19 protein-coding genes are annotated in these 24,099 nt (G+C 60.6%); 9 read left to right on the plus strand and 10 right to left on the minus strand.

Annotated elements, in window-relative coordinates:
• Position 1: 1 nt before the first annotated feature.
• The 4 genes from MOP44_RS05595 to MOP44_RS05610 are packed head-to-tail and all read left to right on the plus strand — an operon-like array spanning position 2 to position 3,600.
• Entirely contained in the window at positions 2-943 is a 942-nt protein-coding gene (locus tag MOP44_RS05595; protein WP_260794926.1) for an ABC transporter ATP-binding protein, read from the plus strand.
• On the plus strand, positions 930-1,802 hold the full coding sequence (locus tag MOP44_RS05600; protein ID WP_260794927.1) for an ABC transporter permease: 873 nt from the start codon (positions 930-932) through the stop codon (positions 1,800-1,802). Before MOP44_RS05595 ends, MOP44_RS05600 begins: the two co-directional genes overlap by 14 nt.
• Before the next feature lie 5 nt (positions 1,803-1,807).
• Entirely contained in the window at positions 1,808-2,749 is a 942-nt protein-coding gene (locus MOP44_RS05605) for an ABC transporter ATP-binding protein (RefSeq protein ID WP_260794928.1), read from the plus strand.
• Positions 2,746-3,600 carry an ABC transporter permease gene (locus MOP44_RS05610; RefSeq protein ID WP_260794930.1) on the plus strand — a complete coding sequence of 285 codons (855 nt, stop codon included), beginning with the start codon at positions 2,746-2,748 and terminating at the stop codon, positions 3,598-3,600. The genes MOP44_RS05605 and MOP44_RS05610 overlap by 4 nt, the downstream gene beginning before the upstream one ends.
• A gap of 8 nt (positions 3,601-3,608) precedes the next feature.
• On the opposite strand, the gene MOP44_RS05615 is transcribed toward MOP44_RS05610, so the two are convergent.
• The 5 genes from MOP44_RS05615 to MOP44_RS05635 all read right to left on the minus strand — a co-directional run bounded on the left by MOP44_RS05615 (position 3,609) and on the right by MOP44_RS05635 (position 12,460).
• Entirely contained in the window at positions 3,609-4,748 is a 1,140-nt protein-coding gene (locus tag MOP44_RS05615) for an iron-containing alcohol dehydrogenase (RefSeq protein WP_260794931.1), read from the minus strand.
• A gap of 2 nt (positions 4,749-4,750) precedes the next feature.
• Positions 4,751-5,056: a putative quinol monooxygenase gene (locus MOP44_RS05620; RefSeq protein ID WP_260794936.1), complete on the minus strand. Its 306-nt coding sequence runs from the start codon at positions 5,054-5,056 to the stop codon at positions 4,751-4,753.
• Positions 5,057-5,552: 496 nt separating this feature from the next.
• Positions 5,553-9,512 carry a TonB-dependent receptor gene (locus MOP44_RS05625; protein WP_260794937.1) on the minus strand — a complete coding sequence of 1,320 codons (3,960 nt, stop codon included), beginning with the start codon at positions 9,510-9,512 and terminating at the stop codon, positions 5,553-5,555.
• A 212-nt stretch (positions 9,513-9,724) separates the two neighbouring features.
• Entirely contained in the window at positions 9,725-11,047 is a 1,323-nt protein-coding gene (locus tag MOP44_RS05630; RefSeq protein WP_260794938.1) for an SMP-30/gluconolactonase/LRE family protein, read from the minus strand.
• Between the two features lie 12 nt (positions 11,048-11,059).
• Positions 11,060-12,460 (minus strand): cytochrome c3 family protein, encoded by a 1,401-nt coding sequence (locus MOP44_RS05635; protein ID WP_260794939.1) that lies wholly within the window; start codon positions 12,458-12,460, stop codon positions 11,060-11,062.
• Between the two features lie 636 nt (positions 12,461-13,096).
• Between MOP44_RS05635 and MOP44_RS05640 the strand changes: the two genes are divergently transcribed.
• Positions 13,097-13,771 (plus strand): hypothetical protein, encoded by a 675-nt coding sequence (locus MOP44_RS05640; RefSeq protein ID WP_260794940.1) that lies wholly within the window; start codon positions 13,097-13,099, stop codon positions 13,769-13,771.
• A gap of 171 nt (positions 13,772-13,942) precedes the next feature.
• Complete coding sequence (locus MOP44_RS05645; RefSeq protein ID WP_260794942.1) at positions 13,943-14,866, plus strand: hypothetical protein; 924 nt, start codon at positions 13,943-13,945, stop codon at positions 14,864-14,866.
• Positions 14,867-14,957: 91 nt separating this feature from the next.
• Here MOP44_RS05645 and lpxC read toward each other — a convergent pair whose 3' ends face one another.
• On the minus strand, positions 14,958-15,890 hold the full coding sequence (gene lpxC, locus MOP44_RS05650) for a UDP-3-O-acyl-N-acetylglucosamine deacetylase (RefSeq protein ID WP_260794944.1): 933 nt from the start codon (positions 15,888-15,890) through the stop codon (positions 14,958-14,960).
• A 338-nt stretch (positions 15,891-16,228) separates the two neighbouring features.
• Here lpxC and MOP44_RS05655 point away from each other — a divergent pair, with 338 nt between their 5' ends.
• Together MOP44_RS05655 and MOP44_RS05660 are read left to right on the plus strand one after the other, a co-directional pair.
• Positions 16,229-16,786: a DUF4396 domain-containing protein gene (locus MOP44_RS05655; RefSeq protein WP_260794946.1), complete on the plus strand. Its 558-nt coding sequence runs from the start codon at positions 16,229-16,231 to the stop codon at positions 16,784-16,786.
• Positions 16,787-16,850: 64 nt separating this feature from the next.
• Positions 16,851-18,029, plus strand: coding sequence for a M20 family metallopeptidase (locus MOP44_RS05660; protein WP_260794947.1), 1,179 nt, complete (start codon positions 16,851-16,853; stop codon positions 18,027-18,029).
• 3 nt (positions 18,030-18,032) lie between these two features.
• On the opposite strand, the gene MOP44_RS05665 is transcribed toward MOP44_RS05660, so the two are convergent.
• The 4 genes from MOP44_RS05665 to MOP44_RS05680 form a co-directional block, all read right to left on the minus strand.
• Positions 18,033-18,509 (minus strand): DUF1761 domain-containing protein, encoded by a 477-nt coding sequence (locus MOP44_RS05665; protein ID WP_260794949.1) that lies wholly within the window; start codon positions 18,507-18,509, stop codon positions 18,033-18,035.
• Between the two features lie 123 nt (positions 18,510-18,632).
• Positions 18,633-19,229 carry a septal ring lytic transglycosylase RlpA family protein gene (locus MOP44_RS05670; protein WP_260794950.1) on the minus strand — a complete coding sequence of 199 codons (597 nt, stop codon included), beginning with the start codon at positions 19,227-19,229 and terminating at the stop codon, positions 18,633-18,635.
• 203 nt (positions 19,230-19,432) lie between these two features.
• On the minus strand, positions 19,433-19,726 hold the full coding sequence (locus tag MOP44_RS05675) for a hypothetical protein (RefSeq protein ID WP_260794951.1): 294 nt from the start codon (positions 19,724-19,726) through the stop codon (positions 19,433-19,435).
• A 398-nt stretch (positions 19,727-20,124) separates the two neighbouring features.
• The gene (locus MOP44_RS05680) at positions 20,125-21,528 is read right to left on the minus strand and encodes a sugar transferase (protein ID WP_260794953.1); all 1,404 of its coding nucleotides are present in this window, start codon (positions 21,526-21,528) and stop codon (positions 20,125-20,127) included.
• A gap of 809 nt (positions 21,529-22,337) precedes the next feature.
• Between MOP44_RS05680 and MOP44_RS05685 the strand changes: the two genes are divergently transcribed.
• Positions 22,338-24,077: a capsule assembly Wzi family protein gene (locus MOP44_RS05685; protein WP_260794954.1), complete on the plus strand. Its 1,740-nt coding sequence runs from the start codon at positions 22,338-22,340 to the stop codon at positions 24,075-24,077.
• Positions 24,078-24,099: the final 22 nt, after the last annotated feature.

Below are 24,099 nucleotides of genomic sequence, written 5' to 3' on the forward strand. Positions count from 1 at the left end.
CATGAGCGTCATTGAGCTTAATGGATTGCAGGTGCAGCTCGGCGGAAGGCTCGTTCTTGACGGGCTGACCGGCGAGCTGCGCGGCAATGCGATTGGGTTGCTGGGACCGAACGGCGCGGGCAAATCGACGCTGATCAATACGCTGCTCGGGTTCCATGAGCCGACCAGCGGATCGGCCCGGGTGTTCGGGCGCGATACGCGGCGCGAGCGGGCGCTGATCCGACAGAGCGTGGGCTACATGCCGGAGAACGACTCGTTCATCGGCAACATGACGGGTGTGCGCTTTGTTCGCTACATGGCGGAGCTGGCCGGGCTGCCTCCGGCAGAAGCATTGGAACGCGCGCATGAAGCGCTGTTCTATGTCGGGCTCGGCGAGGTGCGCTACCGGAAGGTGAGCACCTATTCGCTCGGCATGAAGCAGTTGATCAAGCTGGCGCAGGCGCTTGCGCATGGGCCGAAGCTGTTGATTCTGGATGAGCCGACGAATGGCCTTGACCCGATGGCGCGTCAGCGCATGATCCAGACGCTGCAGGAGATTCGCAAGGAAGGCAGCATACGACTGCTAATCTCATCGCACCTGCTGCGGGATATCGACCAGACATGCGACGAAGTGCTGATTCTGAAAGCGGGACGCGTCGCAGCCCTGTGCGACATCGCGGAAGAGCGCAGATCGCATCGCAACTTCATTGAACTGGAGACGATGGGGCCTACGGAGAGGTTCTGCGAGACACTGCGCGGGCTTGGATGCGAGTGCGCGACGTTTGCAGGCGGCCGCATCAAGCTGGTGATGCCGGACAGGATTGAGCCCCGCGATTTGTATGTGACGGCAAGCGAGACCGGATTGCAGATTCGCCGCATGAATCGCAGACGCGATTCACTCGAAGATATCTTCATGCGCGCCATGGAAGCGGAGCCGGCGAGGGGGGAACTTGTCAGTCTATAAGCATGAGTATCGAGCCTACACAGGCACGCTGACGCCACTGTGGGTTCGCGTGGCGGTGGTAGTGCGATACGCGTTCGCCGAGGCGTGGTCGTCACGGATCACGGCGACGCTGTTTACGCTTTCGATGGCCCCGGTTGTCGTCTACCTGGTCGGAATATATTTGGCGAATAACGCGCTGGCGCGCGCCCTGGTGATGAAGGGCAACTCATTTTTGACGATCAACGCCAGCTACTTTGTGAAGGTTCTGGAGACGCAGAGCTGGCTGGCGCTGGTGCTGACAGCGTGGATAGCGCCACGGCTGATTTCGTTCGATCTTGCGGATAATGCGCTGCCGATTCTGCTGAGCCATCCGATTTCGCGCTTCGGCTATGTGCTGGGGAAATTTATCGCGCTGTTTGCGTGCCTTTCCCTGGTGACGTGGATTCCCTGCCTGCTGCTATTTGTGTTTCAGGGCTATTCGTCGGAGCAGCCTTGGCTGATGGCGAATCTGAGGATTGCGGCGGGGCTGATGGCGGGCTCGCTCATCTGGATTGTGCTGCTGTCGTTCCTGGGACTGGCGATGTCGTCGCGCGTGAAGTGGAGAGTGGCGGCCACAGGCGTGATCTTCGCGGTGGTGTTCATTCCAGCGGGGATCGGCGGCATCATCATGGCGATTCTGCGCACCAAATGGGGATTGCTGCTGAATGCACCGGCGATCATGACGCAGCTTTGGCAGCAACTGCTGGGCGCGCCGGTGAGCATGCGCGCGGATTTCGTGCTGCCGGATGCAGCCATCCTGGCAATGCTGGCGGCGGTGTGTGCCGTGAGTGTCTACATATTGAACGCGCGGATCAGGGCGCGCGAAGTGGTGCGAGGATGATGGCCATGAGCGATCGCATCGTCTTCGAAAACGTGTCGAAGTTCTACGGCGAAGTGCTGGGCGTGAATCGTGTGTCGCTGAGCATTGCGCCGGGCGTGTCGACGATTGTGGGCCCGAATGGGTCAGGCAAGACGACGCTGATGAACTTGATGACGGGGCTGGTGCAGCCGTCGAGCGGCAAGGTTTCGGTTCTGGGGCTAACCCCGGCAGATGCGGACCGGTTCTTCAGACAAGTGGGATATTGCACGCAGTTCGATTCATTTCCGCGGCGGCTGACGGGATGGGAGTTCCTGCTGGATTCGCTGTTGCTCCACGGAATGAGTGAGGGCGAGGCGATTCGGCTTGCCGGTGAGGCGATGGAGCGCGTGCGGCTGGGCGATGCCGGACACCGCAGGATTGAAGGCTACAGCAAGGGCATGCGTCAGAAGATCCGGCTGGCGCAAGCCATAGCGCATCATCCGCGCGTGCTGGTACTGGATGAACCGCTGAACGGACTTGACCCGATGGCAAGAGCCGAGTCGCTGGCGCTTTTCCAGGAATTAAGCCGGCAAGGGATGCACCTGATCATCTCCAGCCACATTCTGGATGAGGTGGACAGGATCTCGGATCGCGTGATCCTCATTACCGGCGGCTACATTGTTGCGGAGGGCGACATTCACCAGGTGCGGCGCGAGGTGCGCGATAAGCCGCTGCAGGTGCTGATCCGTTGCGACCAGCCGGAGAAACTCGCTTCGCGCATGTTCACTGACAACCACTGCGTGGAAGCAAGGCTGCATCCTGATGGGCGCGGAGTGTTTTTGCGCACCGGCGACATCGACGAGTTCTATCGACTGCTGAACGTGATTGCCGTGGAGGGTCTGGTGCAGATAGAAGCGGTGGCTCCGGCGGATGACGACACGCGGGCGATTTACCAGTACTTGATCGGTTCAGATGGGAGCGCGTCATGACGAACGCATTCACGCACTCGGTTATGGCGCAGCCCTGGGGCCTTTGGTGGCTGCAGATGCGGCGACTGGTGCGGATCGAGCTGCGGAGGAATTTGTTCTCGTGGAAAGCAGCGTGGATTTATTTCCTCGCGTTCGCGCCCACCGGGATCATCTTCATTCATCTGTTCGTGGACAGGCATACGCAATCCGCCTTCACCGAAGACACGAACGTGCTGGCGGGGATTGTGCAGTTCTACTACATCCGGCTGGGCGTGTTTTTTGGATGCCTTGGTATCTTCGCGCGGCTGATCCGCGGAGAGATGCTGGAGCGCAGCCTGCACTTCTATCTTCTGGCGCCGGTGCGGCGGGAGATTCTGCTGCTGGGCAAGTTTGTCGCGGGTTCGATCAGCGCACTGCTGCTGTTCGGCACTGCGATCATTGCAGACTTCGCACTGATGTATGCGGGGTTTGGCCCGGTGGGCAGCGATTATGTGTTCAATGGGCCGGGATTGGCGCAGCTTGAGGCGTATCTGCTGATCGTGGTGCTGGCGTGCCTCGGCTACGGGGCGGTGTTCCTTCTGCTGAGCATGATGTTCCGCAATCCCACGCCCGCTGCGATGCTGGTGCTGGGGTGGGAGGCGATCAACCCGGTGCTGCCGTCGCTGCTGCAGAAAATCAGCGTGGCTTCGTATCTGCGGCACCTGATGCCGATTTCGGTTCCGGGCGATGGCATCTTTGCGCTGCTGACCGTTACGACGGAGCCGGTGGCGAAGTGGGTGGCTGTCGTCGGGTTGATGACGCTGATTGTGGTGGTGCTCGCCTACTCGTGCTTCAGGGTGCGGCGGCTGGAGATCCGGTACACGACGGAGTAAGCGGCGCTTTAGAGCGCAGCGTTCGCAACGGCGAGCAATTCATCTGATGTGAGTGGAAGAGGATTGGCCTGCATGCTGCTGGCGCGGGCGGCTTCATCGACGATGCGGGCCAGGTCGGTTTCACTTATTCCCCAGGCGCGAAGTGGCGGAACCTTGAGGTCGGCGCAGAGAGTGCGGACCCAGGCGATGCCGTCGTCGGCAGTTGCATCGGCGCGGCCAGTGAGCAGGCGCGCAATGGCGGCGTAGCGTTCGAGAGCGGGATGCTGCGGAGCGCGTGCGCGCAACGCGGCGAGGTTGACTGCCATGCCGTGCGGCAGGATGGCCGCGCAAAGCGCTCCGTGCGGGGCGTCGAATGAGCCTCCAAGCGGAGAGGCAAAACCGTGCACGACACCAAGCCCGGCGTTGGCGAGGGCGAGGCCGCCGAACAGGCTGGCCTGGGCCATATCGCGGCGGGCTTCGCGGTCGCTGCCGTCGCGGTAGACGCGGCGAAGAGCGCCGGCGGCAAGACGAATTCCCTGAGTGCAAAATGGATCGACCAGTGGATTGGCACGCTTGCTGACGTAGGGCTCGATAAGCTGCGTGAGGGCGTCGAGGCCTGTCCTGGCGGTTACGGCAAGCGGAAGGCCCCACGTGAGTTCGGGATCAACAAGGGCGATGCGGGGCAGCATCATTGGGCTGCGCATGCTGGCTTTAACGCCATGTTCAGGAGAACCCAGCACGGCGTTGCGAGTGACTTCGCTGCCAGTGCCAGCGGTGGTGGGCACGGCGATGAACGGCAATGGCGCGATGGAGATGGAGCGGCCTCTGCCGACGACTTCGAGGAAGTCGAGCGGCTCGCCGCCGTTGGTGGCGAGCGCGGCGATAGCTTTGCCGGCGTCGATGGCGCTGCCTCCGCCGATGGAGATGATGACATCGCAGCCGGCTTGCACGGCGCGCTGTGCGCCTTGGCGGACGAGGTCGACGGTGGGCTCGCCGGGGATGGAAAAGGTCACCGCGTCGAGCGCTGAAATGAGTGCGGATGCGCGGTCGGGTGTGGCGCCAGTGACGACAAAGAAACGAGTTCCGAACGTCCGGGCTAGCTCGGGTAGTGACGCGGAGGCGCCTTCGCCGAAGATGATGCGCGTTGCGGTGGCGAACTCGAAGGGCATCCTTACCAGCCTTGAGCGTCGGGAAAGACCTCAGTGAATTTCACGCTCTGGCGCGGCTCGGCCATCATGGGAGCTACCGTGTCACGCCATTTCGCGTAGTGCGCGGTCTGTTTGTGCGCGGCCGGGGCTTCGGGCGTGCGGTAGACCTCGACGAGGACGAAGCGCGCGGGGTCGTCCTGCTGCTGGACGACGTCGAAGCGGGCGATGCCGGGCTCCTGAATGCTGGCGGTGGCGTTTTCGATGGTGGCCTGCTTGAAGTCCTTAATAGATTCAGGTTTGACGTGCACGTGAACGTGGACGATGAGCATGGGCGCAGCCTCCGCTCTTCATCGTAACCGGCGGAGTGTTGCGGTGATTCTTCGAGATCGACGTTTTCGGGAATGAGCGGTTCAGGAGGCGATCAGCAGACTCGAGCGGCAGTTCAAGTGTTTACTGCGAAGTTACGTTTTGGAGTTTAGTGGCAGATTTTGGGGGTTTCTGTCTATGTATTTCCATAGTGACTTAACTTACTCTACTGGAATCACTTGATCCGAAACTGATACCCAAAAAGCGAATATACGGAGAAGCAAAAACAGGGGGAGGGGTAGCTAATTTTCTAGTAAACTTCCGATGTTCGTTGTTCAAAGAACACGGCCGGAAGACACTGTTGCCGTCTGGAAGCAAGATAACGCGCGCAGAAGTGTGGGTCTGTGATTGCGGTCACGGGTGTGCAGGTTCTGCAACGTGCAGTGAAGTTCTGTAGCGTCCACAGGGCAAAAAGCAAAGGGCGCCGCTTGCGGGCGCCCTTTCTGTGAGGGGGTGCGGTCAGAATTGCAGATGCAGAGACATCTGGATCTGGCGCGGGCTGCCGATGGTGTGGGTCACGATGCCGAGGCCCGACGGGCAGGCATAGAAGCTCTCGTTGGTCTGGGAGCCGTTGGCGGTGCAGCCGGTGGGCAGGGGGGTAGTACCGGCCTCCGGGAATGGGTTGTAGTCCTGGTTCTGGGAGACGTCGTTCCCGGGCACGTCGAAGCTGGTGGTGTTGGTGAGGTTGTAGACGTCGAAGCTGTAGCGGAAGTTGTAGCGCTCGTGGATGGTGAGGTTCTTGACCAGCGACATGTCGGAGCGCTTCTGGAATGCCTGGCGGAAGATGTTGCGCTGGCCACTGGTGAAGGTGGTCTCGAAGGGATCAGACGAAGGAATTGCACCCTCCATGCCGCCGGCCGGCAGGAGAGGCAGCGTGAAGCAGGTCACCTTCAGTGCCGTGTCACCATTGAGGAACGCGCCGGATTTGCCGGTGAGCGCGTTCTTGGCGTTGCATCCCTTGGCCAGCGGAACTATGGGGTTGGTGATTCCGTTGGAGGTGGAGTAGTAGATGCTGCCGATGGCACCTGAGTAATCGATGACGCTGTAAGGCTGGCCGCTTTGCAGAACGGTGAGTCCCTGCATACCCCAGCCGTTTACGAACCATCCGAGAACGCTGCCTTTCGCGGCGGTGTCAGGAACCTGGAAGACGTAGTTGAAGTTGATGACGTGCGCGCGGTCGAAGTCGGCGAGGCCGTAGCCGCTGCGCAGATCAAGCGGATTGTTACCGTTGTAGAAGAGGCCGAGCCCGCTCTGCTCATCAGTGGTGTGCGAGTAAGTGTAGGACGCGCCGACCTGCAGGCCGTGGCTCATGCGCTTTTCAAGGTGGGCCTGGAGGGCGTTGTAGGCATTGATGCCTGCCGCCCTGTACGCGATGGATTCAGCAGCGTAGCCGATGTAGGGAACCCGCAGGTCTACGTTGCCGCCTTCGTAAGTGGCGAGATAGGGCGAGCCGTCATCAAGATTGGCGCCGAGCACGTTGTAGCCGTAGCTGTACTTCTGCTCGTACTGGGTGCCGGCGAGCATGGGATGGCCGGGAGAGGCGATCTCAGGCTGGTTGAACGGAACCGGGACGACCTGATGGCGTCCGACATTGCCGACATATCCGATTTCAAAGGCGAGGTCATTGCGCGGCTGCCACTGGATATCGAGCGTGTAGTTGAACGTGTAGGGCAGCTTGTTGGTGCGGTCGTAGACGCCGAGGGAGATGGGCTGGCCATTGTTGATGAGACCCGGCATGTCGGTGCCGGTGTTGACAATGCTGTAGGCGTTGGGGAGATAGTTTGCCAGGTCCGACGCCTTGGGATTGCTGGGCGCGGGGTATTGCAGGGTGGTGCCGTAGGGATTGGCAAGATTGCCGCCTTCGGCAGTGGGCGGGCCGGTGGGCGGGCCGAAGCCGCCATTTCCGCCGCAGGTGGGAATGTAGTACTCGTACAGCGAACGGCCGGTGGTGGGGCAGCTTGAGACGTTGACGAAGGGAAGCTGCTGGTTGACGCCGAAGGGGCCGCCCGTCACGGTGCCGATGGCGTATCCGGGCGAGAAGTAGCTGAAGAGTTCGCCGCGATCGTAGTACATACCCCCGCCCGTGCGAACCACGACTTTGCTGTGGAACATGGCGGGCTGCCAGGCGGCGCCGATGCGTGGAGCGATGCCCCACTGGCGGCCGGTGAGCGTTGTTTTGCTTACGCCGCGCGTGCCGTTTTCGTTGTTGCCCGCAATAATCAGGCCGGGGTTTTCGATCTGGTCCGTGCCGGAGTTGTACTTGTACGAGGACGGATCGAAGTTGAAGATGCGGCCATATTTCTCAGTGAGTCCGCCGTCCCAGTCGTAGCGCACGCCGGCCGTGAGAGAAAGCGTAGAAGTGATCTGGAACTTGTCCTGGAGGTATGTGCCGAGCTGGTTGGCACGGTAGTAGCGATTGGCATCGCCCTGCAGGAAGCTGGTGACATAGAAGCCCGTGGCCGAACTGCCCGGAGTCACGTATCCCTGGGCGAACTGGCTGAAGTCGTCGGTGGCGATAGTGCCCTTGTCGGTGCGCGCATCGATGGTGTTGAGCTGCGTGTAGCTGTAGTTGGCTCCGAAGCTGATGGAGTGCTTGCCCTTGATCCAGACGGCGTTGCCGGAAGGAGCAATACGGTTCTGAAACACGCCGGTATTGGACGCCTGGCCTTCTGCATTCGGGCCGATGTTGAGGATGGCAGAGGCGACACCGGCGGGCTGGTTGTCACCGAGCACGTTATAGATCGATACGCCGGGGAAATACTTCGACCCAAAGACATTGATGGACGCGGTGCCGGCGGCCCCGCCCGGGATCGCGTCAGGGCCGAAGGCCTGCGTGTTGGTGCCCCATATCTTTTCACGCAGTATGCCTATGGTCTGAGTTGTGCTGATGTTCGGGCTGAGGATGAGGCTGTTGTTGATGGAAAAGACCTGCGAGCCTGCATCCAGATGCTGCGTGAACCCTGGCACGCTGGAATAGGAATAGGGCGAGATAGTTGGGTCGTGCTGATAGAAGTATTTGGCGGCGACCCGGTCTTTGCTGCTGGCGTTGTAGTCGAGATCGGCGACTACGAAGTCGGCGTGGAAGAGCGCAGTGCCGGGCAAGAAGGCGTTGTCGATGTGGGCGGCAGAGGGCGGTGCGCCGTGCAGGCCGTCATTGGGGATAAGCCACTTGCCAGGCTCGCCGGGCAGGGCAGGTGAGTTGAATAGAGCGAGGGCGGTGTGGTCGATCTGCGCCGGATTGATGCTGGTGCCGAATGAGGCGTTGGTCAGGCTGGCAAGAGCCGACGCGGAGCGATCGTCAGTGAGACCGACTGGAACGTCGACAACCGAATCGCCGATCTCCTGGTCAGAGGCGTGAATGTGCTGATAAGAGACAAAGCCGAAGAGCTTGTCCTTGAAGAGCGCGCCGCCTAGGGTGCCGCCAGCTGTGTAGCGATGCAGCTGCGGGACCTTGTTGTAGTCGGGAATGTCGGCATCCTGCTTGAAGAAGAAGGGGGCTGCGTTGATCCAGTCGGTTCCGCGATTGAGGTATGCAGTTCCATGGATGGTGTTGGTGCCCGAAGCGGTGTTCAGGTCGATGTGAGCGCCGGAGGTTGAGCCTTGCTCGGCGTCATACATGGAGGCGTTGACGCGCACTTCCTGAAGGGTTTCCGGCGCAGGAGTGGGAATAGCGTTGCCGATGGAGAGGTAGACCGAAGCGACGGTCGGGATCACGCCGCCGGCACCGGTGGAGGAGGAAACGCCGGTGCTGTTGATGACGCGTGCGGAGGGCACCTGGCTGGTGCTCTTGCCGTTGAACAGGTTGGTGGTATCAACGCCGTTTAGAGAGAAGCTGTTGCTGGTGTCGCGTTGGCCGTTTGCCCAGATGGGTGCGTTGCCAAGGCCGCTGTTGGCGCCAGTGCCTCCAGATAGCTCGGCGGTCACGCCCGGGGAGAGGATGGCGACGCCGGTGAAGCTGCCGGTAGCCAGTGGCACGGCGTCGATCTGCGCGGCGTCGAGGACGTATCCGACGGTGGTATCGACTGCGTTCATTAAGGGCACCGCGTCCACTTCAATGGTGGTGGTGGTCTGGCCGATCTGCAGCGATGCGTTCACGGTGGCAGTGCGATCTGCCTGCACGAGAATGTGCTGCGTCTTCTGGACGTTGAATCCGTTGGCGCTGAAGGTCAGGGTGTAGGAGCCAATGGGGAGATTAACGAAGTTATATAGACCGGTGGTGGTGGTTGTGGCGCTTCTGGAGAAGGACGTCTGCTCGTCGACGGCGGTGACGGTGGCGCCCGCCAGCAGACCGCCCGAGGAGTCTGACACTGCGCCGGTGATTCCGCCCAGAGTTTGCTGTGCATTCAAGGAATTGGAAATCGAGAGGACGGCAGCGAGCGCGAAAAGCAGACTCGCAACGCATAGAGGGATGCGCAACATAAGAATCTTCAATGGATCGGCCTCAGAAATGGAGTGGTCCCGCAGAGGATGAGAGCTCAAGAACTGCGCTGTCTCTTCTGGCCCTTGTTTTCAGATGAAGGAGTTATTCGATGCCTTACGGGGATGTTTACAGCATAGTGAATCGGCGGCGGAAATCCATATGTTTTCCATAAGGATTTCCGCTGCGATGATGTTGCGGGATTTGGAGGGAGCTACTGGTTTGGCGGAGCGCTCGGAGTAGCCGGTGCGGGCGCTGCCGGCTTTTCTGCGGCGGTTGTATCAGGCTTTGCAGGAGATGCCGGGGCGGCCTTTTGATGGTGCTGCGAGCCCTTTTGCTGGTCTTCCTCGTGCTTTGCCTTCTCTGCCGCGGCTTCAGTGTCGGTGACGTAGCGGAACATCTGCAGACGGCCGGGATACTGTTCGGCCGTGTAAACGCGGTTGTTTTTGCTATCAACAGCTACCCCGACCAGTGCCTTGAACTGGCCGGGCAGCTCGCCGTGACCCTGGCCGATGAACGTAAGAAGCTGACCCTCGCGATTGAAGATCTGCAGGCGGTCCTGCATCTCATCTGCAACCCAAATGTGGCCATCGGAATCAACCGCGATTCCCTTGGGGCGCGCGAAGTATCCGGGACCATCGCCGGCTTTGCCGAAGGTGCTGATGAAGTTGCCATCGGCATCGAAGATCTCGACGCGGTTGTTGAGAGTATCGGTGACGTAGACGTTTCCGTCGGAATCGACGGCGACTCCCTGCGGCGCGCCGAAGTCGCCTGGGGTAGTGAGGAAGTGATTCTTACCGGCGGTACCGATGCGGCGCAGCAGTTTGTGGCTGTCGGCGTCGTAGACCACGACCTGGTCCTGCTGGGTATCGACGACGTAGAGAAGGCGGTTCGTTGTATCGATCGCCAGTCCCACGGGGTCTACCAACCCTTCGGCGATCTGTCCTTCCAGTTCATGCTTGGGGCTGAAGATCAGGATGCGGCGCGCCTTGCCGTCGGAGACAAACAGACGGTCGTCGTCGTCAATGGCGACACCGTTGATCCATCCGAAATGAGCTTCGTAGCCGTTGCGGATCATCTCGGTGTCGTGAGTTTCAGGATTGAAGATGAACACGGCGCCAACTTTTTGATCAGCGGTGTAGACCAGTCCCTTCGAGTCGACGGCAATGCCGTAGGGGCCGATGAGCTGAAACGGGAAATTCTTGGTGCTGGCCTTTTCCTGGTCGGTCTGGCCGCCGGCGAGGCGATCCATCCAGCTCGCCTTGGGTTTGGTGGTCTGTGCAGAGTAGTCGATCTTGCTGCCGGCAAAGTAATCGAGCCACTTGATGCGTGCAACGTTGGGGGGGCTGGGCCAGGCCAGCTTTTTGGGATCGAAGGGGAACTTCCGCGGCCCCTCTACGACGGCAGGCGATGCTGCATTGGCCTTCTTTTTCTTTTCTGCGCGCGCGGTGAAAGGAATGATAAGAGCGAGCGCGGCGAGCAGAAGCAGAATCGCGGAGCGGCGGGTGCGAGTTGGGTTCAAAGAAGTACGAAGCATTTGAATCTCCAGCTATTTCCCGGGGGAAGTAGTCTCCTTCATGTTCATCCGGTTCTTGTGGCAGTTGTCGCAGAAGGCCAAGTTGTTAGCCTGGTCTTTGACGAGAAGCCCAGGCTGCGCCGATGCATGCGGCTGGTGGCACGATAGACAGCTCAACGGAGTGCGAACCCTGGACTGGTTGCTCGGATCCATCACGTCGGAAACGGGATGGTATTCGACTGGATGGCCGAGCCCAAAGCGCAGCGGCAGAACCGGCACTTTGTTCTTTTGGTAGTAGTCCTCAGGCAGTTTCACTGAGCCGTTGAAGATGGTCAGCAGCTTCTCGCCCTCGACGTGTTTGGGAGCCGAATCGGGTCCGTGGCACTCGAGGCACAGGGCGTTACCTTTGGCGCGGAGCAGATGCTCGTTGTCGCCGCCGTGGGGTGTATGGCATGTGGCGCATCCCTGCTCAAAGGCGGGCTGGTGATGAACCGATTTCTTGCGCAGGTCGTCGATGTCGCTGTGGCACGTAGTGCAGATGTTTACTGCATCGGTCTTGGGCAGGCCGGGCTGCTTGCTGGCATGGGGATTGTGGCAGTCCGTACAGTCGCCCGCGGCGCCTGGGTGCTGCACCTTGGCAGTTTCGATGGCCTTGGCCTTGTCATCATGGCACGTGACGCAGAGCGCTTTGACGTCAGTCTGGGTGAGCACCACCTTGCCGTCTTTGGCGGGCGCATGACAGGTGTCGCAGCCATTGCCCTGGAAGGGCACATGCTGGAACTTCACCATCAGTTTGGGCGAATCGGACTGGTGCGGATCATGGCATTGCGTGCAGTTGGCCGTGGCGAACGGCTGGCCGTTGTGCGCCTTCACAAGAGCGGCGTCTTTGGCATCGTGGCAGTCGAGGCAGAGAGCCGGGGCGGCCTTGGTGAGATGGAAGTGGTTTTCCTGCGTGGGCTCAGCACCGGTTTTGTGGGTGGTGTGGCAGGTGTCGCAGCCTCCATCGAGAGCGAGGTGATGGCTGCCCTTTTCCGGGACATTCAACCCCTGCTTGTGGCACTGCAGGCAGAGGTTCTCCTTCTCACTGCCGGACTCCGCTTTGAGCAGCTGGTTCGGGTTATCGCTGCTGTGCGGGTCGTGGCAGGTGGTGCAGTCACGCACGGCCGGAGGATGGACCCTGCCTTTGATATCCGCCGCTTTCTTGTCTGCGTGGCAGGTTAGGCAAAGAGCGCCGGTAGTTGCCGTGATGAGCTTGACGCGGGTCACATCCTTGTTCACGCGGATCTCATGGCAACTGAGACATCCAGCGGCGATTGCTGTGTGGACGTGCTTACCCTTGGATTTCTCCTCATGGCACTCGAGGCACTTTTTCGCGTCGGTGTTCTTGTCGAGCGGGACGGGGTGAACCGCGGCGTGTGCGCGGGAGGCAAACATGACGGACAGAAAGAGGATGGAGGCAAGAAGAAGCCACCGGCGGACGTGTCTCCGGCGGGCCGGATGCGAGAACGGGGCGTATTGCGAGAGCGGCATCATACGGTTCCGAAGCCTGAAAACTGAGACGAAGGTATCAGAACGCGGCTGAAGCAAGGATGCCGGGGAAGTTCTGAACCGACGTAGCTGAGTCAGGTTCACGGAATCATTAGACAAGGTCCCCCAAAAAGTGACGGTGATTTAGAACACATCTCTAATGGGTGGTGGCCGTTGTAAGAGGCTTGGGGATTGCCGGGCGCGGCAGTCCGGGTTGCAGTCCGGATTTGGAACACGTTAATGACCGCGCCTGGGCAGCGGCGTCGCGCTTCCCCAATTACCAGCGTCCGGCTCCCCCGCTCAACTTCTTCTAATTTTTGGTCGATGGGCTCCTAAGAGGACGCTCATCCGATGAAGGTAATCGCGCTGGTTTCGATTGTGTTGATGGTGGGGTCATGTCTTGGCTGGGGGGAGATTTCGGCCCCTGCGAGCGATGTGCTGGGTGCCCATTTGAGTTTTGGGCGGGGGTGCTCGGCCTGTCATGCGCCTCACATTGGGCCGGTCGGGAATGGCGCGGCTACCACGGTTGACGCCGAGAGAGGTATGCAAGCCCTATGGGGTGAGGATGTTACCGGGCTTTATGCGAAGATGATCGGCACGGGAGACAACGGGCAGGATGTCGAGGCTCCGTCTTCGAGCCCCTCGGCCGGGACTCCGGACGTAATGGGCGTGACAGCGTGCATGAGCTGCCACGACGGTAATCTAGCTTCCCGGGCAATCATGAAGAACGAGGCCTACGAAAGGGTGCCCGTCACGTACGGTAAGTTCAACGATTTGCCTACGTTTCTGGCGGATGGGTCGCCATTCGGGGAGCTGTTCAACCACCATCCTGTGGGTCTGAGCGTGGTGATACCGTGCGGAGGCGAGGATGGGTGGGACTGCTCCTCGTCGGAGGGCGTGATCAACATGAATGGGACGCGATCGAGCCTGTTCGTTAAGAACTACGGGATGTTCGTTAAACCGGGCAAGTACAACAACCAGCCGGTGGTGGTGTGCACGACGTGTCACGATCCGCACGTGATGGACGTGGTGAATGTGGGACCCAAGACCAGGTCGGGACTCCCGAGGGGGCGCTACACGACAATGTTCTTCCTGCGGGGGCCGTACAACACGTCGAGCACGATCCATGGCAATAATCAGGCAGCTCAATTCTGCCGGCAGTGCCACGCGGCGGAGTCGAACGAGATGAATGGAGGGTCGGAGGCGACTATTACGTAGTGGCGAGCTTTCTGTATGCGGCCTGCCGGGCCGGGCTCGGAAGCGGGCGGTCCGTTCTGAATCATTCCTGATCGTTCTCATCTTCAACTTGCGTAGAATTCTGCTGCGCCAAGCCGGTGTGCATCCACCGGCTGAGACTCTTCCCTTCCGAGGCGCAAGCAGGAGACGAGCATGACGATAGAAGCATGGGGGATGCTGGCCACAGGTGTGGCTGCGCTGGCAGCGGGGCTGATCCTGGCACGGGGGCGCTGGAGAGCCGCGAGCGGAGCGAAGCGTGTGCTGCTGCTGGGTCCTATTTTCGAGGCCGTGGCGCTGGCGATGTTTGCGGCGGAGCATTTCACGGCGGCGCGGGAACTGATGGGGATCGTTCCGCTGTGGCTGCCCTTACCTTTGTTCTGGACCTGGTTTGTGGGCGTGGCGTGGGTCGCAGCGGCGGTGAGTTTGATCGCTTGGCGGCAGGTGCGTTGGTCGGCGATGGGAACCTCCCTGCTGATGCTGATCATTGTGATCACGGTGTCGCTGCCGGGTTTGTCGAGGCATCTGCACGATAGATTCTCCTGGATTCTGACGGTGCGCGAGACATCGTTCGCGGGCGGAGCGATGGTGCTGGCTGGGAGCGTGTGGGGATCAGGAGAGACTGGCCGGGTGCTGATGCGGGTTGGGCGCTGGATTGTCGCGTTGGTGATGGTGTTCTACGCGATAGAGCACTTTTTGTATCCGCGGTTTGTTCCTGGGGTTCCGCTCGAGAAGCCGTTGCCGGGGTGGGTGCCAGGGGGCTGGCTGCTTGCCTACGTGGTGGGAGCGAGCCTGCTGGCGGCCGGAATTGGGTTGATGGTTCCACGGAAGGCGCAAGTGGCGGCCGCGGGTTGCGGGACTGTTCTGCTGCTGCTGACGGCCTTTTTCTACGTTCCAATGTTCTTTACCCAGATGCAGACGCCGGCGGGGGCGGTGGAGGGACTGAACTACATCGGCGACACCATGCTGTTTGCGGCGACAGTGTTGCTGGCGGGGCGGAGTGCGGAGCGCAGAGACTGCGTCGGTGACAGAAGAGCCGCCGAACCCATTCTTACCAAGGCTAAAGCCCACGCCCTTTGATGGAGCCTCTCGGCACGATGGAAGGCGTGCCTTTCACAAGGCTTCTGTTCCCTTTGATCTTTGTGAAGTTTGACGCGGCTGCGCGGTCTAGCTACACGCCCTGAAGGACAGGGCGGTGCAGGGGGGTGGCTTCCCGGACGGCGCTCGGTCCCTCGACACTGCGCACCGGGACGCGGGCCAGTTCCCATGCGGAGCGGTCTTTCATCAGGCAAGAGACCAGGGCGGTGTGCATGGCATGGCCGGCGCGCTCAGCCACAACTCGGCCTTCAATGCGATGGCCAGCCAAGGCGAGGTCGCCGATGAGGTCGAGGACCTTGTGGCGTACATACTCGTCGCCGAAGCGGAGGGGGCCGTTTTCGGGGCCGTGCTTGCCAAGGATGATGGCGTTTTCTTCGCTGGCACCGCGGATAAGGCCCATATCGCGGAGGCGCTGCTCGTCGGCCTTGTAGCCGAAGGTGCGAGCGGCGGCGATGAGGGAGCCATAGGTCTCGGCGGCGAGATCAACGGAAGTGCTCTGGCGACCGATGGGGGCCGGGAAGTCGATGGTGTAGTCGATGGTGTAACCGGAGCCGGGGTAGACGCCGATGAACTTGTCGCCCTCCCGCACTTCGACGGGCTTGAGGATGCGGATGTGTTCCCGCTTGCGGCGCTGGGACTGGATGCCGACCCTCTGAATGGCTTCGACGTAGGGGAGCGCACTGCCGTCGAGAATGGGAACTTCGAGGTTGTCGACCTCAATGATGACATTGTCAATGCCCATGCCGATGAGGGCCGAAAGCAGGTGCTCGGTGGTAGAGATGAGCACGCCCTGGCGCATGAGACTGGTAGCGTAGCTGACCTTTGCGACGTTGCGGCCGATGGCGGCGATCTCGAAGTTGTCGAGGTCAGTGCGGCGGAAGACGACGCCGGAACCGCCGGGCGCGGGAAGCAGGCGCATGCTGACCTGGGCGCCGGAGTGCAGACCGATTCCTGAGAAATCGATGGCTTCGGCAATGGTCTGTTCCAGGTGGTCGTGTTGCGCCAAAGGTCTGCTCCAACAGTTCAGTTCGGGATCTTACCAACAGGTTAGACGCAGATTACAAGATAAGCAGTGTGGCATTTTTGCAACACAGTGGTGCGCTAAACCGCCATTTTCGAGCAACTTGATCTGGCGCAAGGATCGCAAATCGAGCTGCCGGAAGGAGTTGCCGGGACGCCGGAGCCATCCCGAAATCCGCGCCGATCATCGGAATGCGGGGTACCAAAGCGGGTACGGGGGGCGGATTGCTCACGACGATTGCATGGATTTCTATTGGATTGGCCTTCGCCAGCGCGATTTGGATAGCAGCGGATGAAACGCGACACCCACAAAAAATGGGGGTGATGAACGTGGTGTGGCCGGTCTCTGCACTCTACTTCAGCGTGCTGGCGGTATGGGCGTATTACCGGTTGGGGCGGAAGAGCGGTGAGCACCATGGCTCCAAACACGACGAGCCGACGGCTGGGCAGGTGGCGGTCGGGACAAGCCATTGCGGAGCGGGGTGCATGCTGGCGGACGTGGGCGCGGAGTTTGCGATTGCGGCAGGGGGAATTACGCTGCTGGGCTCGGTTCTGCTGGCCGAATATGCCATCGATCTGGCGGCGGCATGGGCGCTGGGAATTGTGTTTCAGTACTTCGCCATTCAGCCGATGCGGAAGCTGCCTGTGGGGCAGGCGCTGCTGGCGGCGATGAAGGCTGATACGTTGTCGATCCTTGCGTTCCAGGTGGGGATGTACGGGTGGATGGCGCTGACGTATTTTGTGCTTTTCCCAAAGCCGCATCTGACGCCGTTCGAACCCGGGTATTGGCTAATGATGCAGGCAGGGATGATCTGCGGGTTTGCGACGAGCTATCCGATGAACCGGTTTCTGATCCGCAAGGGGTGGAAGGAGGCGATGTAGGCCTCTGCGATGCGGCGGACCGCGGCTTAGAATGGGAAGCACGCTTGTTGGATTGAGGATCAATTTGCTGAAAACAAGTTCTGTGGCGGAGAGCAGTGTTCCCATGCGGGCGCTGCTGGCGGGGGCGCGGGAGAAGGAAACGGCTCTGGTGGAGCTGATCCAGAGGCTGGTCCGGGTGGAATCGCCCTCCGATGACAAGGATGCGGTGGATGGCTGCGGAGCGCTCGTGACGGAACATGCGACTGCGCTGGGCGGACGGGTGAAGGTGCACCGGCAGAGAGCCTTCGGAGACGCGATTGAGGTGCGATTCGGGCCGCGGAAGAAGACGGCCGAGCGGGTGATGCTGCTGGGCCATATCGACACGGTGTGGCCGGTGGGTACGCTGAAGACAATGCCCTGCCGGGTGGGGGAGGGGCGGCTCTGGGGTCCGGGGACGCTCGACATGAAGGCGGGCGTGGCGATGGGGCTGACGGCGGCCGAGATGCTGACCGAAGCGGGGATGCTGGATCGCGAAGTGGTCCTGCTGCTGAACAGCGATGAGGAGGTCGGCAGTCCAGTTTCGCGGCCGGTCACGGAGAAACTGGCACAGGAGTGCAGTGCAGTCTACGTGCTGGAACCGGCGCAGGTGCTGGCATACAAGACGGCGCGCAAGGGCACGGGCAACTGGCGGATTGAAATCAAGGGAGTTGCAGCCCATGCAGGGGTGGATTTCGAGAAAGGCGCGAGCGCGCTGCGAGAGCTTGCCCGGGTGGTTGAGACGGTGAGCGGCTGGACCGACCTAAAGCGAGGACTGACCATCAGCGTAGGGCTTGCGGCAGGCGGATCGAAGACGAACGTGATTCCGGCAGAGGCTTGGGCCGAGGTGGATGGGCGTATTGCGCGGATCGCGGACGGCGCGCGGATCGAGCAGAAGTTTGCGAGGCTGAGGGCGGTGGACAAGAGGTGTTCGGTGACGGTGACTGGCGGAATCAACCGGCCTCCGATGGAGCGGACGCGAGGGACCGTCGCGCTCTATCAGCGGGCGCGGGCGCTCGCGGCGGACTTGGGGCTGGAGTTGGACGAGGCGGCGACGGGCGGCGCGTCGGATGGTAATTTCACTTCGGCCCTGGGCATCGCGACGCTGGACGGTATGGGAGCGGTGGGGGAAGGTGCACATGCAACGCACGAGTCGATCGCGCTGGAGCACCTGGCGCCGAGGACGGCGCTGCTGGCGGGAATGATTGCGGGAGCCGGAGTTCGATAGCCGCTACTTGGATGCTGTCGTGGCGCGGGATTCGGTGACGACGGCGCGCAGGCCGGATGGAGTCTTTCTGCGCCATCCTCCGACGATTGCGCCGGTGAGCATCATGCCGATAAGCCAGAAGCCTGCGTTGATTCCGAAGAGACCAGGCTTGACCTCGAAGGCGTACTCGGTGGCGAAGGTGGTGAAGACAAAGCTCGCCCAAACGGCCGCGCCGACGCGGATGCCGCGCACAGCGGTCTGCGGTCCGGTGAGCTGCACGGTACAGGAGATGGCGGCGGCAATGATGGCGGCCATGGCGAAGGCGGTGAGGTAAGGCAGGGCCGGGCTGACTCCGGAGTTCATGAGCTGCTCGCGGGTGCTGGCGATGCCTTGAAGCCACGGTTTCTGGAACGCGGTGTACCAGACGGCTTCAAGGAAGAACGTGGCAAGCGCCGCGGCGAGAATGGCCCAGTAGTTGAGTTGGACCCGCGATTGACTCATGTCATCCTCCGCGCCGAGCAATGGGATTCAGCAGAAACGAAGAGATTGTAGACAGCAATCGAAGCGGAAAGCTACTGGTAATAGAGAGAAGCCGGCGGGGCGCTAACCAATCCAAGGTGAGGGCTAGTCGAGGCGAGTCAAGAAGGCTTCGCCTTCCTGGGGGCGAAGGCGCTGGGCAATGGATTCTGCCTGCTGGCGGTTGTCGCCTGGGGGCCGGATACGGACCCAATAGCTGTCTTCGCCGGGGAACTCGATCACATTGGCGTCAGGGTATTTGTGCTGAAGCTGGTCCTTGAGCTTGTGGGCTTCGCGCTCGCGGTGGAAGGCGCCGATCTGGACGCACCAGCGGCCGCCGGTGTCGATGGGCTTGGGGGTCTCGTAGACGTCGATGCGGACCTGGGCGAGGCCGACGCGGTAGACGCCGGTGGCTTTTGCCGAGGCGATGGTCAGATCAAGGATGCGGCCGTCGACGAACGGGCCGCGGTCCGTGATGCGCATGGCCGAGGTCTGGCCGGTTTTCATGTTGGTGACCACGATGAGCGAGCCCATGGGCAGGGTGCGATGGGCGGCGGTCAGGGCACGGTCATCGAAGATCTGGCCGTTGGCGGCTTTGCGGCCCCGGTAGGCGGTGTACCAGGTGGCGTAACCGGTCTCAGTGCGGATGGGGCGGTGGGTGTTGACGTACTCGATGTCCTCCGCGCTGACTCCGCCGGCCGGCACTGTCGTGATGGGAATGCGGCCGCGGGAACGCTGTGGTTGGTTGGCAGGAGGGGTGAGCTGGGCGAGTTCCTGGGGCGGCGCGGTGGGGGGAGCCTTGCTGGTCTTCTTGTGATGGGCGCAGCCGGCGAGCAGTGCGCATACGAGCGCAAGGAGGGCTCCGCCGCGGAGGCGGTGCAGCTTGGCGCCGGTGTTGCAGCCGAAGGTCAGGACTCTGGTCCTTTCGAGGACGACGGTCCTTTCGGGTCGGCCTGGGGGGCGGACCCGGCTGCGGATTGCGCTCCGGTCTGAGCTTTCGTTTCCATGCGATCGGCCAGGGAGCGGAGTGTGTCGGCAACGTTGCGCATAGCAGATATGGATTCGCGGCGGACTTGCGGAACGACTGAGTCGTTCAAGTAGGCGACGGCGTGGCGCAGTTCCATCTGGATGAGTTCAATAGCTTCATCGATGCGCTGACCGACGGAGCCTGGCGTGCCGGGTGGTGGTGCGGATGTGTTCATACGAGTAACCCTCGTGCGAGTAACCGGGGATTGGTAACTCGATTTCAGTGTGCGATGTAGCGCATGACAGGTCAACCCCGCGGAGGTACAAGGTGCCGCAATCGTTACGGGTAGTTCGTTTAACCGCAACGGTTTCAGGACACGAGCAATCCTGCAAAAGAGCGCGGCGGCTTAGGGGCGGGATCTTGCTCGCCTGTTCCTTGAGATGAACCCGGGATCGCGATGTGAGTTGCGCGTGGCAGCAAGGCTGCGATCAGTCCGGAGATGAAACGGGCGACGGGAAAGCTCACCTGCTCGACGGAGAGCGTTGGAACCCAAACTGGAGCACTCGCAGAGGGGAAGTAGCCCTCCCCGGTCCCCAAATGCGAGGGACCGGGGGCACCCCTGGGGGTGGAGTCTTAGGAGCCGGTTCCGGCGAAGACCACGGTGATGGTCCGGAGAATGATCTTCAGGTCAAGCCAGATGTTCCAGTTCTCAACGTAAGCGAGATCGAGAGAGATGTAGCTGTCAAAGGAGGGATCCTGGCGGGCGTGAACCTGCCAAAGTCCGGTGATGCCGGGCATCACGTCGAGACGGCGAAGGTGATCGAGCTTGTACTGGCGGACTTCGCTGCCGATGGGGGGACGGGGCCCGACGATGCTCATGTCGCCCTTCAGCACATTGAAGAACTGGGGCAGTTCATCGAGCGAGTACTTGCGCAGGATGCGGCCGATCGGAGTGATGCGCGGATCGTTGGTGACCTTGAAGAGAACGCCATCGCGCTCGTTGAGGTGCATGATCTCGGCGCGTTTGCGATCGGCATCGGCAACCATGGTTCTGAACTTGATGCACTTGAACACCCGTCCGCGCTTGCCAATGCGGTCAGAGAGGTAGAAGATCGGGCCCGGCGAGCCGAGCTTGATCAGCACCGCGAGCGCGATCAACAGCGGCGACATCAGGAGCAGAATCAGGCTGGAGAAGATCAGGTCTACGACGCGCTTCAACATGAGCGCCATCTCGGGAAGGTCGCCGCGATGGAGCGGGATAGTTGGGAACTGGCCCACGTATTCGATGGGGCAGTTGAGCGCCAGACCGCCGAAGGTGTGAGGCAGAACGCGGACGTCGATTCCAGTTTCGCGGGCCTTGAGCAGGACTTCCTGCATGTCGGACCGCTCGAGCGGAGTGGTAAAGAAGATCTCGTCAACAAAGTGCTTGCGCGCGTAGTCGAAGAGAGAATCGAGGTCTGCGACCACTTCTCCGGGTGTGGTCAGGGGCGAACGGTAACCCGGGCCGGGGACTTCGACGAAGCCCTTGAAAGCATAGCCAAGATTGCGGACCGTTTCGACATGGTGTCGCAGTTCATGCGCCTCGGGCCCGGTTCCAGCGATGAGGATGTGGCGGACGCCAACTCCCCGTACGAACTGGCGGTATTGCAGATACCTGAACAGCATGCGCCGGATGCTGACGGACGCGGTGACGAGCGCGATCGTGATCAGCACGATGGAGCGCGGAATTTCGGGCGCGTGGAGCAGGTAAATTGCCGCAGTGAGCATCAGGCCGGCGGTCAGGCATGCCTGGACGGCGAGACGCTGCTCATGCAGAAAATTATGGATTCGATGCGGGCTGTACAAGCTCAGGCGGTGGCTTATGTAGAGCAGCGCCAGAGTGAAGCCGCAAAGAAGCGTCATGAGGAGGCCAAACGAGCCGCCGGGAATCAGAGTGCCCTTCCAGAAGTGCTTCGCGCCCGGAATCAACCCTATATGTAACTCGAAAATCGTCGCGAGCACGGTTGCGGCAACGACGGTAAGGCCATCCCACAACATCCCGACCTTCGACAGCCCTGCACTGGCAGAGTGCTGCCCCCCTTCTCTTGGCCGCTCAGAGGAGGATGTTCTAGATATGGTTTGTCGCAAAACATCAGGTGATGCCATTGACTCTCCAAAAAACTATCAGTTTAAGCCAACGATGCGGACACCGATTCCTGCCCTGACAAGCCCCCGAATAATGAGCAAGGATGTTGTCCCCAAGCGGGTGAGTGGATGCGCCGAATTACTCGTACTCAGGTGAAGTTTCTATACCGGAACGAGCCCCGCTGAAACCAGATCGCATGCGCTGACACTTCCAGGCACCCGAGGGACCGTGGTTTAACCCAAAAGATCTAATCGAAAACGCTGCAGAAACGCTCCTTAAGGATTGCGCAGCCGCGGGGTTTTGGCAAGGACAAATTTCGTAAAGAACCGGTTACTCAAACCGGACCTTTAATTACGCTGGTCACTCAGATGGAATCGCGGGACCAGCTTCGCCGGATTCGACGGTCTAATTGGGCGGCCAAGTTGAACAATAAACGAAGGATGGGGTGGAGGGTTCGCACCGGATCCTAGCATAGGTAGAACTACGGTAATTTGCATTCATGCTTCCTGGATGCTCGAAATTGCATATGTGAAATAACAACCCGTCTCATTTGGTGATAAGAATATCCGTCTTGGGTTCGTCCGGATCAACTAAGCCGGGACCCTCGCCTGGGCTGATCAAGAAGCGAGGTTGTGGTTGCCTTGACATCCGAAGGGCCGCAGTTCAGGCTAGACTAACGCACCACTTTGGTCCCTTAAATTTAAGTAGCCGAGGTATGTAAGTGAAAATCCATCCTACGTATGCGGCGGTTTTCCTCCTTTGGTCTGCGACCTTCCCCGGAACGGCACAATCGATCGCTTCTCATTGGTCCGGCGCAAGCTCCGGCGCTGACAATCCTCCCCCCGCAATGGTTACCAGCGCGCAGGGGTCCTCCTATATTCCCCTGGACAACTGGATCTACGGTGCGCTCGACCGGCTACACGGAATGGGATATATAGATACGGCGTTCCTCGGGATACGGCCGTGGACCCGACTGAGCATCGCGCACATGCTGGAGGAGAGCGCAGACTCGGTTCAGAACAGTTCCGACGATGAGGCACGCGAGCTTTTCCTGGCGATTCGCAGGGAAGTACAGCCAGATGTGGACAACCCCACAACATTGCTGCATCCGGACGGCATGCTGGAGAGCGTGTACGCTGAGGGGCGCGGCATTTCGGGAACATCCCTCCGCGACAGCTTTCATCTGGGTCAGACGATTGTGAACGACTATGGACGCCCTTACGAGCACGGATTCAACTTTTATGGGGGTCTTTCAGCACGAGCGGAGGCGGGACGATTTTCGGTCTACTTCCGCGGCGAATATCAACACTCTCCGTCGGCGGACGGCTACTCCCCCGATCTGCGGTCCTATCTGTCGGACACTGTAGATACAGTCGATCTGGCGACGCATCCCGAACAAGAGACGCTTCCGGACACACACATCAGATCGCAGAACAACGCACGCCTGATGGAAGGTTATGTCTCGTATCAGGTGCTGAATCACGAGGTAGCGTTTGGAAAGATGGATCACTGGCTTTCGCCGGCGCGTGGCGGAGCTCTGCTGATCAGCAACAACGCCCAGAATGCGTATGAGTTCCAGATCGATCGGATAGAGCCTTTGCGGATTCCCGGGCTGTCGAAGATCACCGGCCCGTTTCGTTATGAGTTTTATGTGGGAAGCCTGAAGGGACATACCGAGCCAAACGCTCCGTGGGAGCACGTAGAGAAGATCAGCTTCAAGCCTTACAGAGATCTGGAATTCGGCTTTTCTCGACTCGTGATCTGGGGCGGCGAAGGTCACGTTCCGATTACACTGCACTCCTTTCTCAAGAGCTTTTTTAGCGTGGCCAACGTCTCCTATGCGGAGAAGAACTCCAGGAACGATCCGGGAGCGCGCTTCGCGGCCTTCGACTTCAATTGGCGTCTTCCGTTCATGCGTCACTGGATCACTCTCTACAGCGACTCGTTCGTTCACGACGATGTGAGCCCGGTGGATGCACCACGACGCGCAGCCTACCATCCGGGCATTTATCTCTCGCGGATGCCGGGCCTGCAGCATCTGGACCTGCGTGCGGAAGCTGCTACTACGGACGCGAGCGCAGCCTCTAACCGCAACAAGAATGGTCAGTTCTTCTATTGGGAAACGATTCAGCGTCAGGGGCCCACTAACGAGGGTTACCTGCTGGGCGACTGGGTTGGGCGGAATGCCAAGGGTGGACAGGCATGGGCGACCTGGCATTTCTCGCCGAAGGATCAGGTTGGCGTGGCCTACCGACATGTCAAGGCTTCGCAGCAGTTCTTTACCGGTGGATCTACGCAAAACGATTATGCGGTCAGCGCGCGCAAGTGGTTTGCGAAGCAGTTCCAGGTGGAAGGGTCAGTACAGTACGAGAGCTGGACCATTCCTCTCTACCAGAGCGGCAAGCAGAGCGATACGACGGTGGCGGCACGGTTCACGTGGTTCCCACCGCGCAAGGATTAGCACAGCGGCCTTTCGGCGAAAG

Source organism: Occallatibacter riparius, assembly GCF_025264625.1.
GTDB lineage: Bacteria > Acidobacteriota > Terriglobia > Terriglobales > Acidobacteriaceae > Telmatobacter > Telmatobacter riparius.

Excerpts from the sequence above, each read along its gene's own strand:
- MOP44_RS05595 (WP_260794926.1), top strand. The coding sequence starts at position 2 with ATGAGCGTCATTGAGCTTAATGGATTGCAGGTGCAGCTCGGCGGAAGG.
- MOP44_RS05605 (WP_260794928.1), top strand. The coding sequence starts at position 1,808 with ATGAGCGATCGCATCGTCTTCGAAAACGTGTCGAAGTTCTACGGCGAA.
- MOP44_RS05610 (WP_260794930.1), top strand. The coding sequence starts at position 2,746 with ATGACGAACGCATTCACGCACTCGGTTATGGCGCAGCCCTGGGGCCTT.
- MOP44_RS05615 (WP_260794931.1), bottom strand. The coding sequence starts at position 4,748 with ATGCCCTTCGAGTTCGCCACCGCAACGCGCATCATCTTCGGCGAAGGC.
- MOP44_RS05620 (WP_260794936.1), bottom strand. The coding sequence starts at position 5,056 with ATGCTCATCGTCCACGTTCACGTGCACGTCAAACCTGAATCTATTAAG.
- MOP44_RS05625 (WP_260794937.1), bottom strand. The coding sequence starts at position 9,512 with ATGTTGCGCATCCCTCTATGCGTTGCGAGTCTGCTTTTCGCGCTCGCT.
- MOP44_RS05630 (WP_260794938.1), bottom strand. The coding sequence starts at position 11,047 with ATGCTTCGTACTTCTTTGAACCCAACTCGCACCCGCCGCTCCGCGATT.
- MOP44_RS05635 (WP_260794939.1), bottom strand. The coding sequence starts at position 12,460 with ATGTTTGCCTCCCGCGCACACGCCGCGGTTCACCCCGTCCCGCTCGAC.
- MOP44_RS05640 (WP_260794940.1), top strand. The coding sequence starts at position 13,097 with ATGCAAGCCCTATGGGGTGAGGATGTTACCGGGCTTTATGCGAAGATG.
- MOP44_RS05645 (WP_260794942.1), top strand. The coding sequence starts at position 13,943 with ATGACGATAGAAGCATGGGGGATGCTGGCCACAGGTGTGGCTGCGCTG.
- MOP44_RS05655 (WP_260794946.1), top strand. The coding sequence starts at position 16,229 with ATGAACGTGGTGTGGCCGGTCTCTGCACTCTACTTCAGCGTGCTGGCG.
- MOP44_RS05665 (WP_260794949.1), bottom strand. The coding sequence starts at position 18,509 with ATGAGTCAATCGCGGGTCCAACTCAACTACTGGGCCATTCTCGCCGCG.
- MOP44_RS05675 (WP_260794951.1), bottom strand. The coding sequence starts at position 19,726 with ATGAACACATCCGCACCACCACCCGGCACGCCAGGCTCCGTCGGTCAG.
- MOP44_RS05680 (WP_260794953.1), bottom strand. The coding sequence starts at position 21,528 with ATGTTGTGGGATGGCCTTACCGTCGTTGCCGCAACCGTGCTCGCGACG.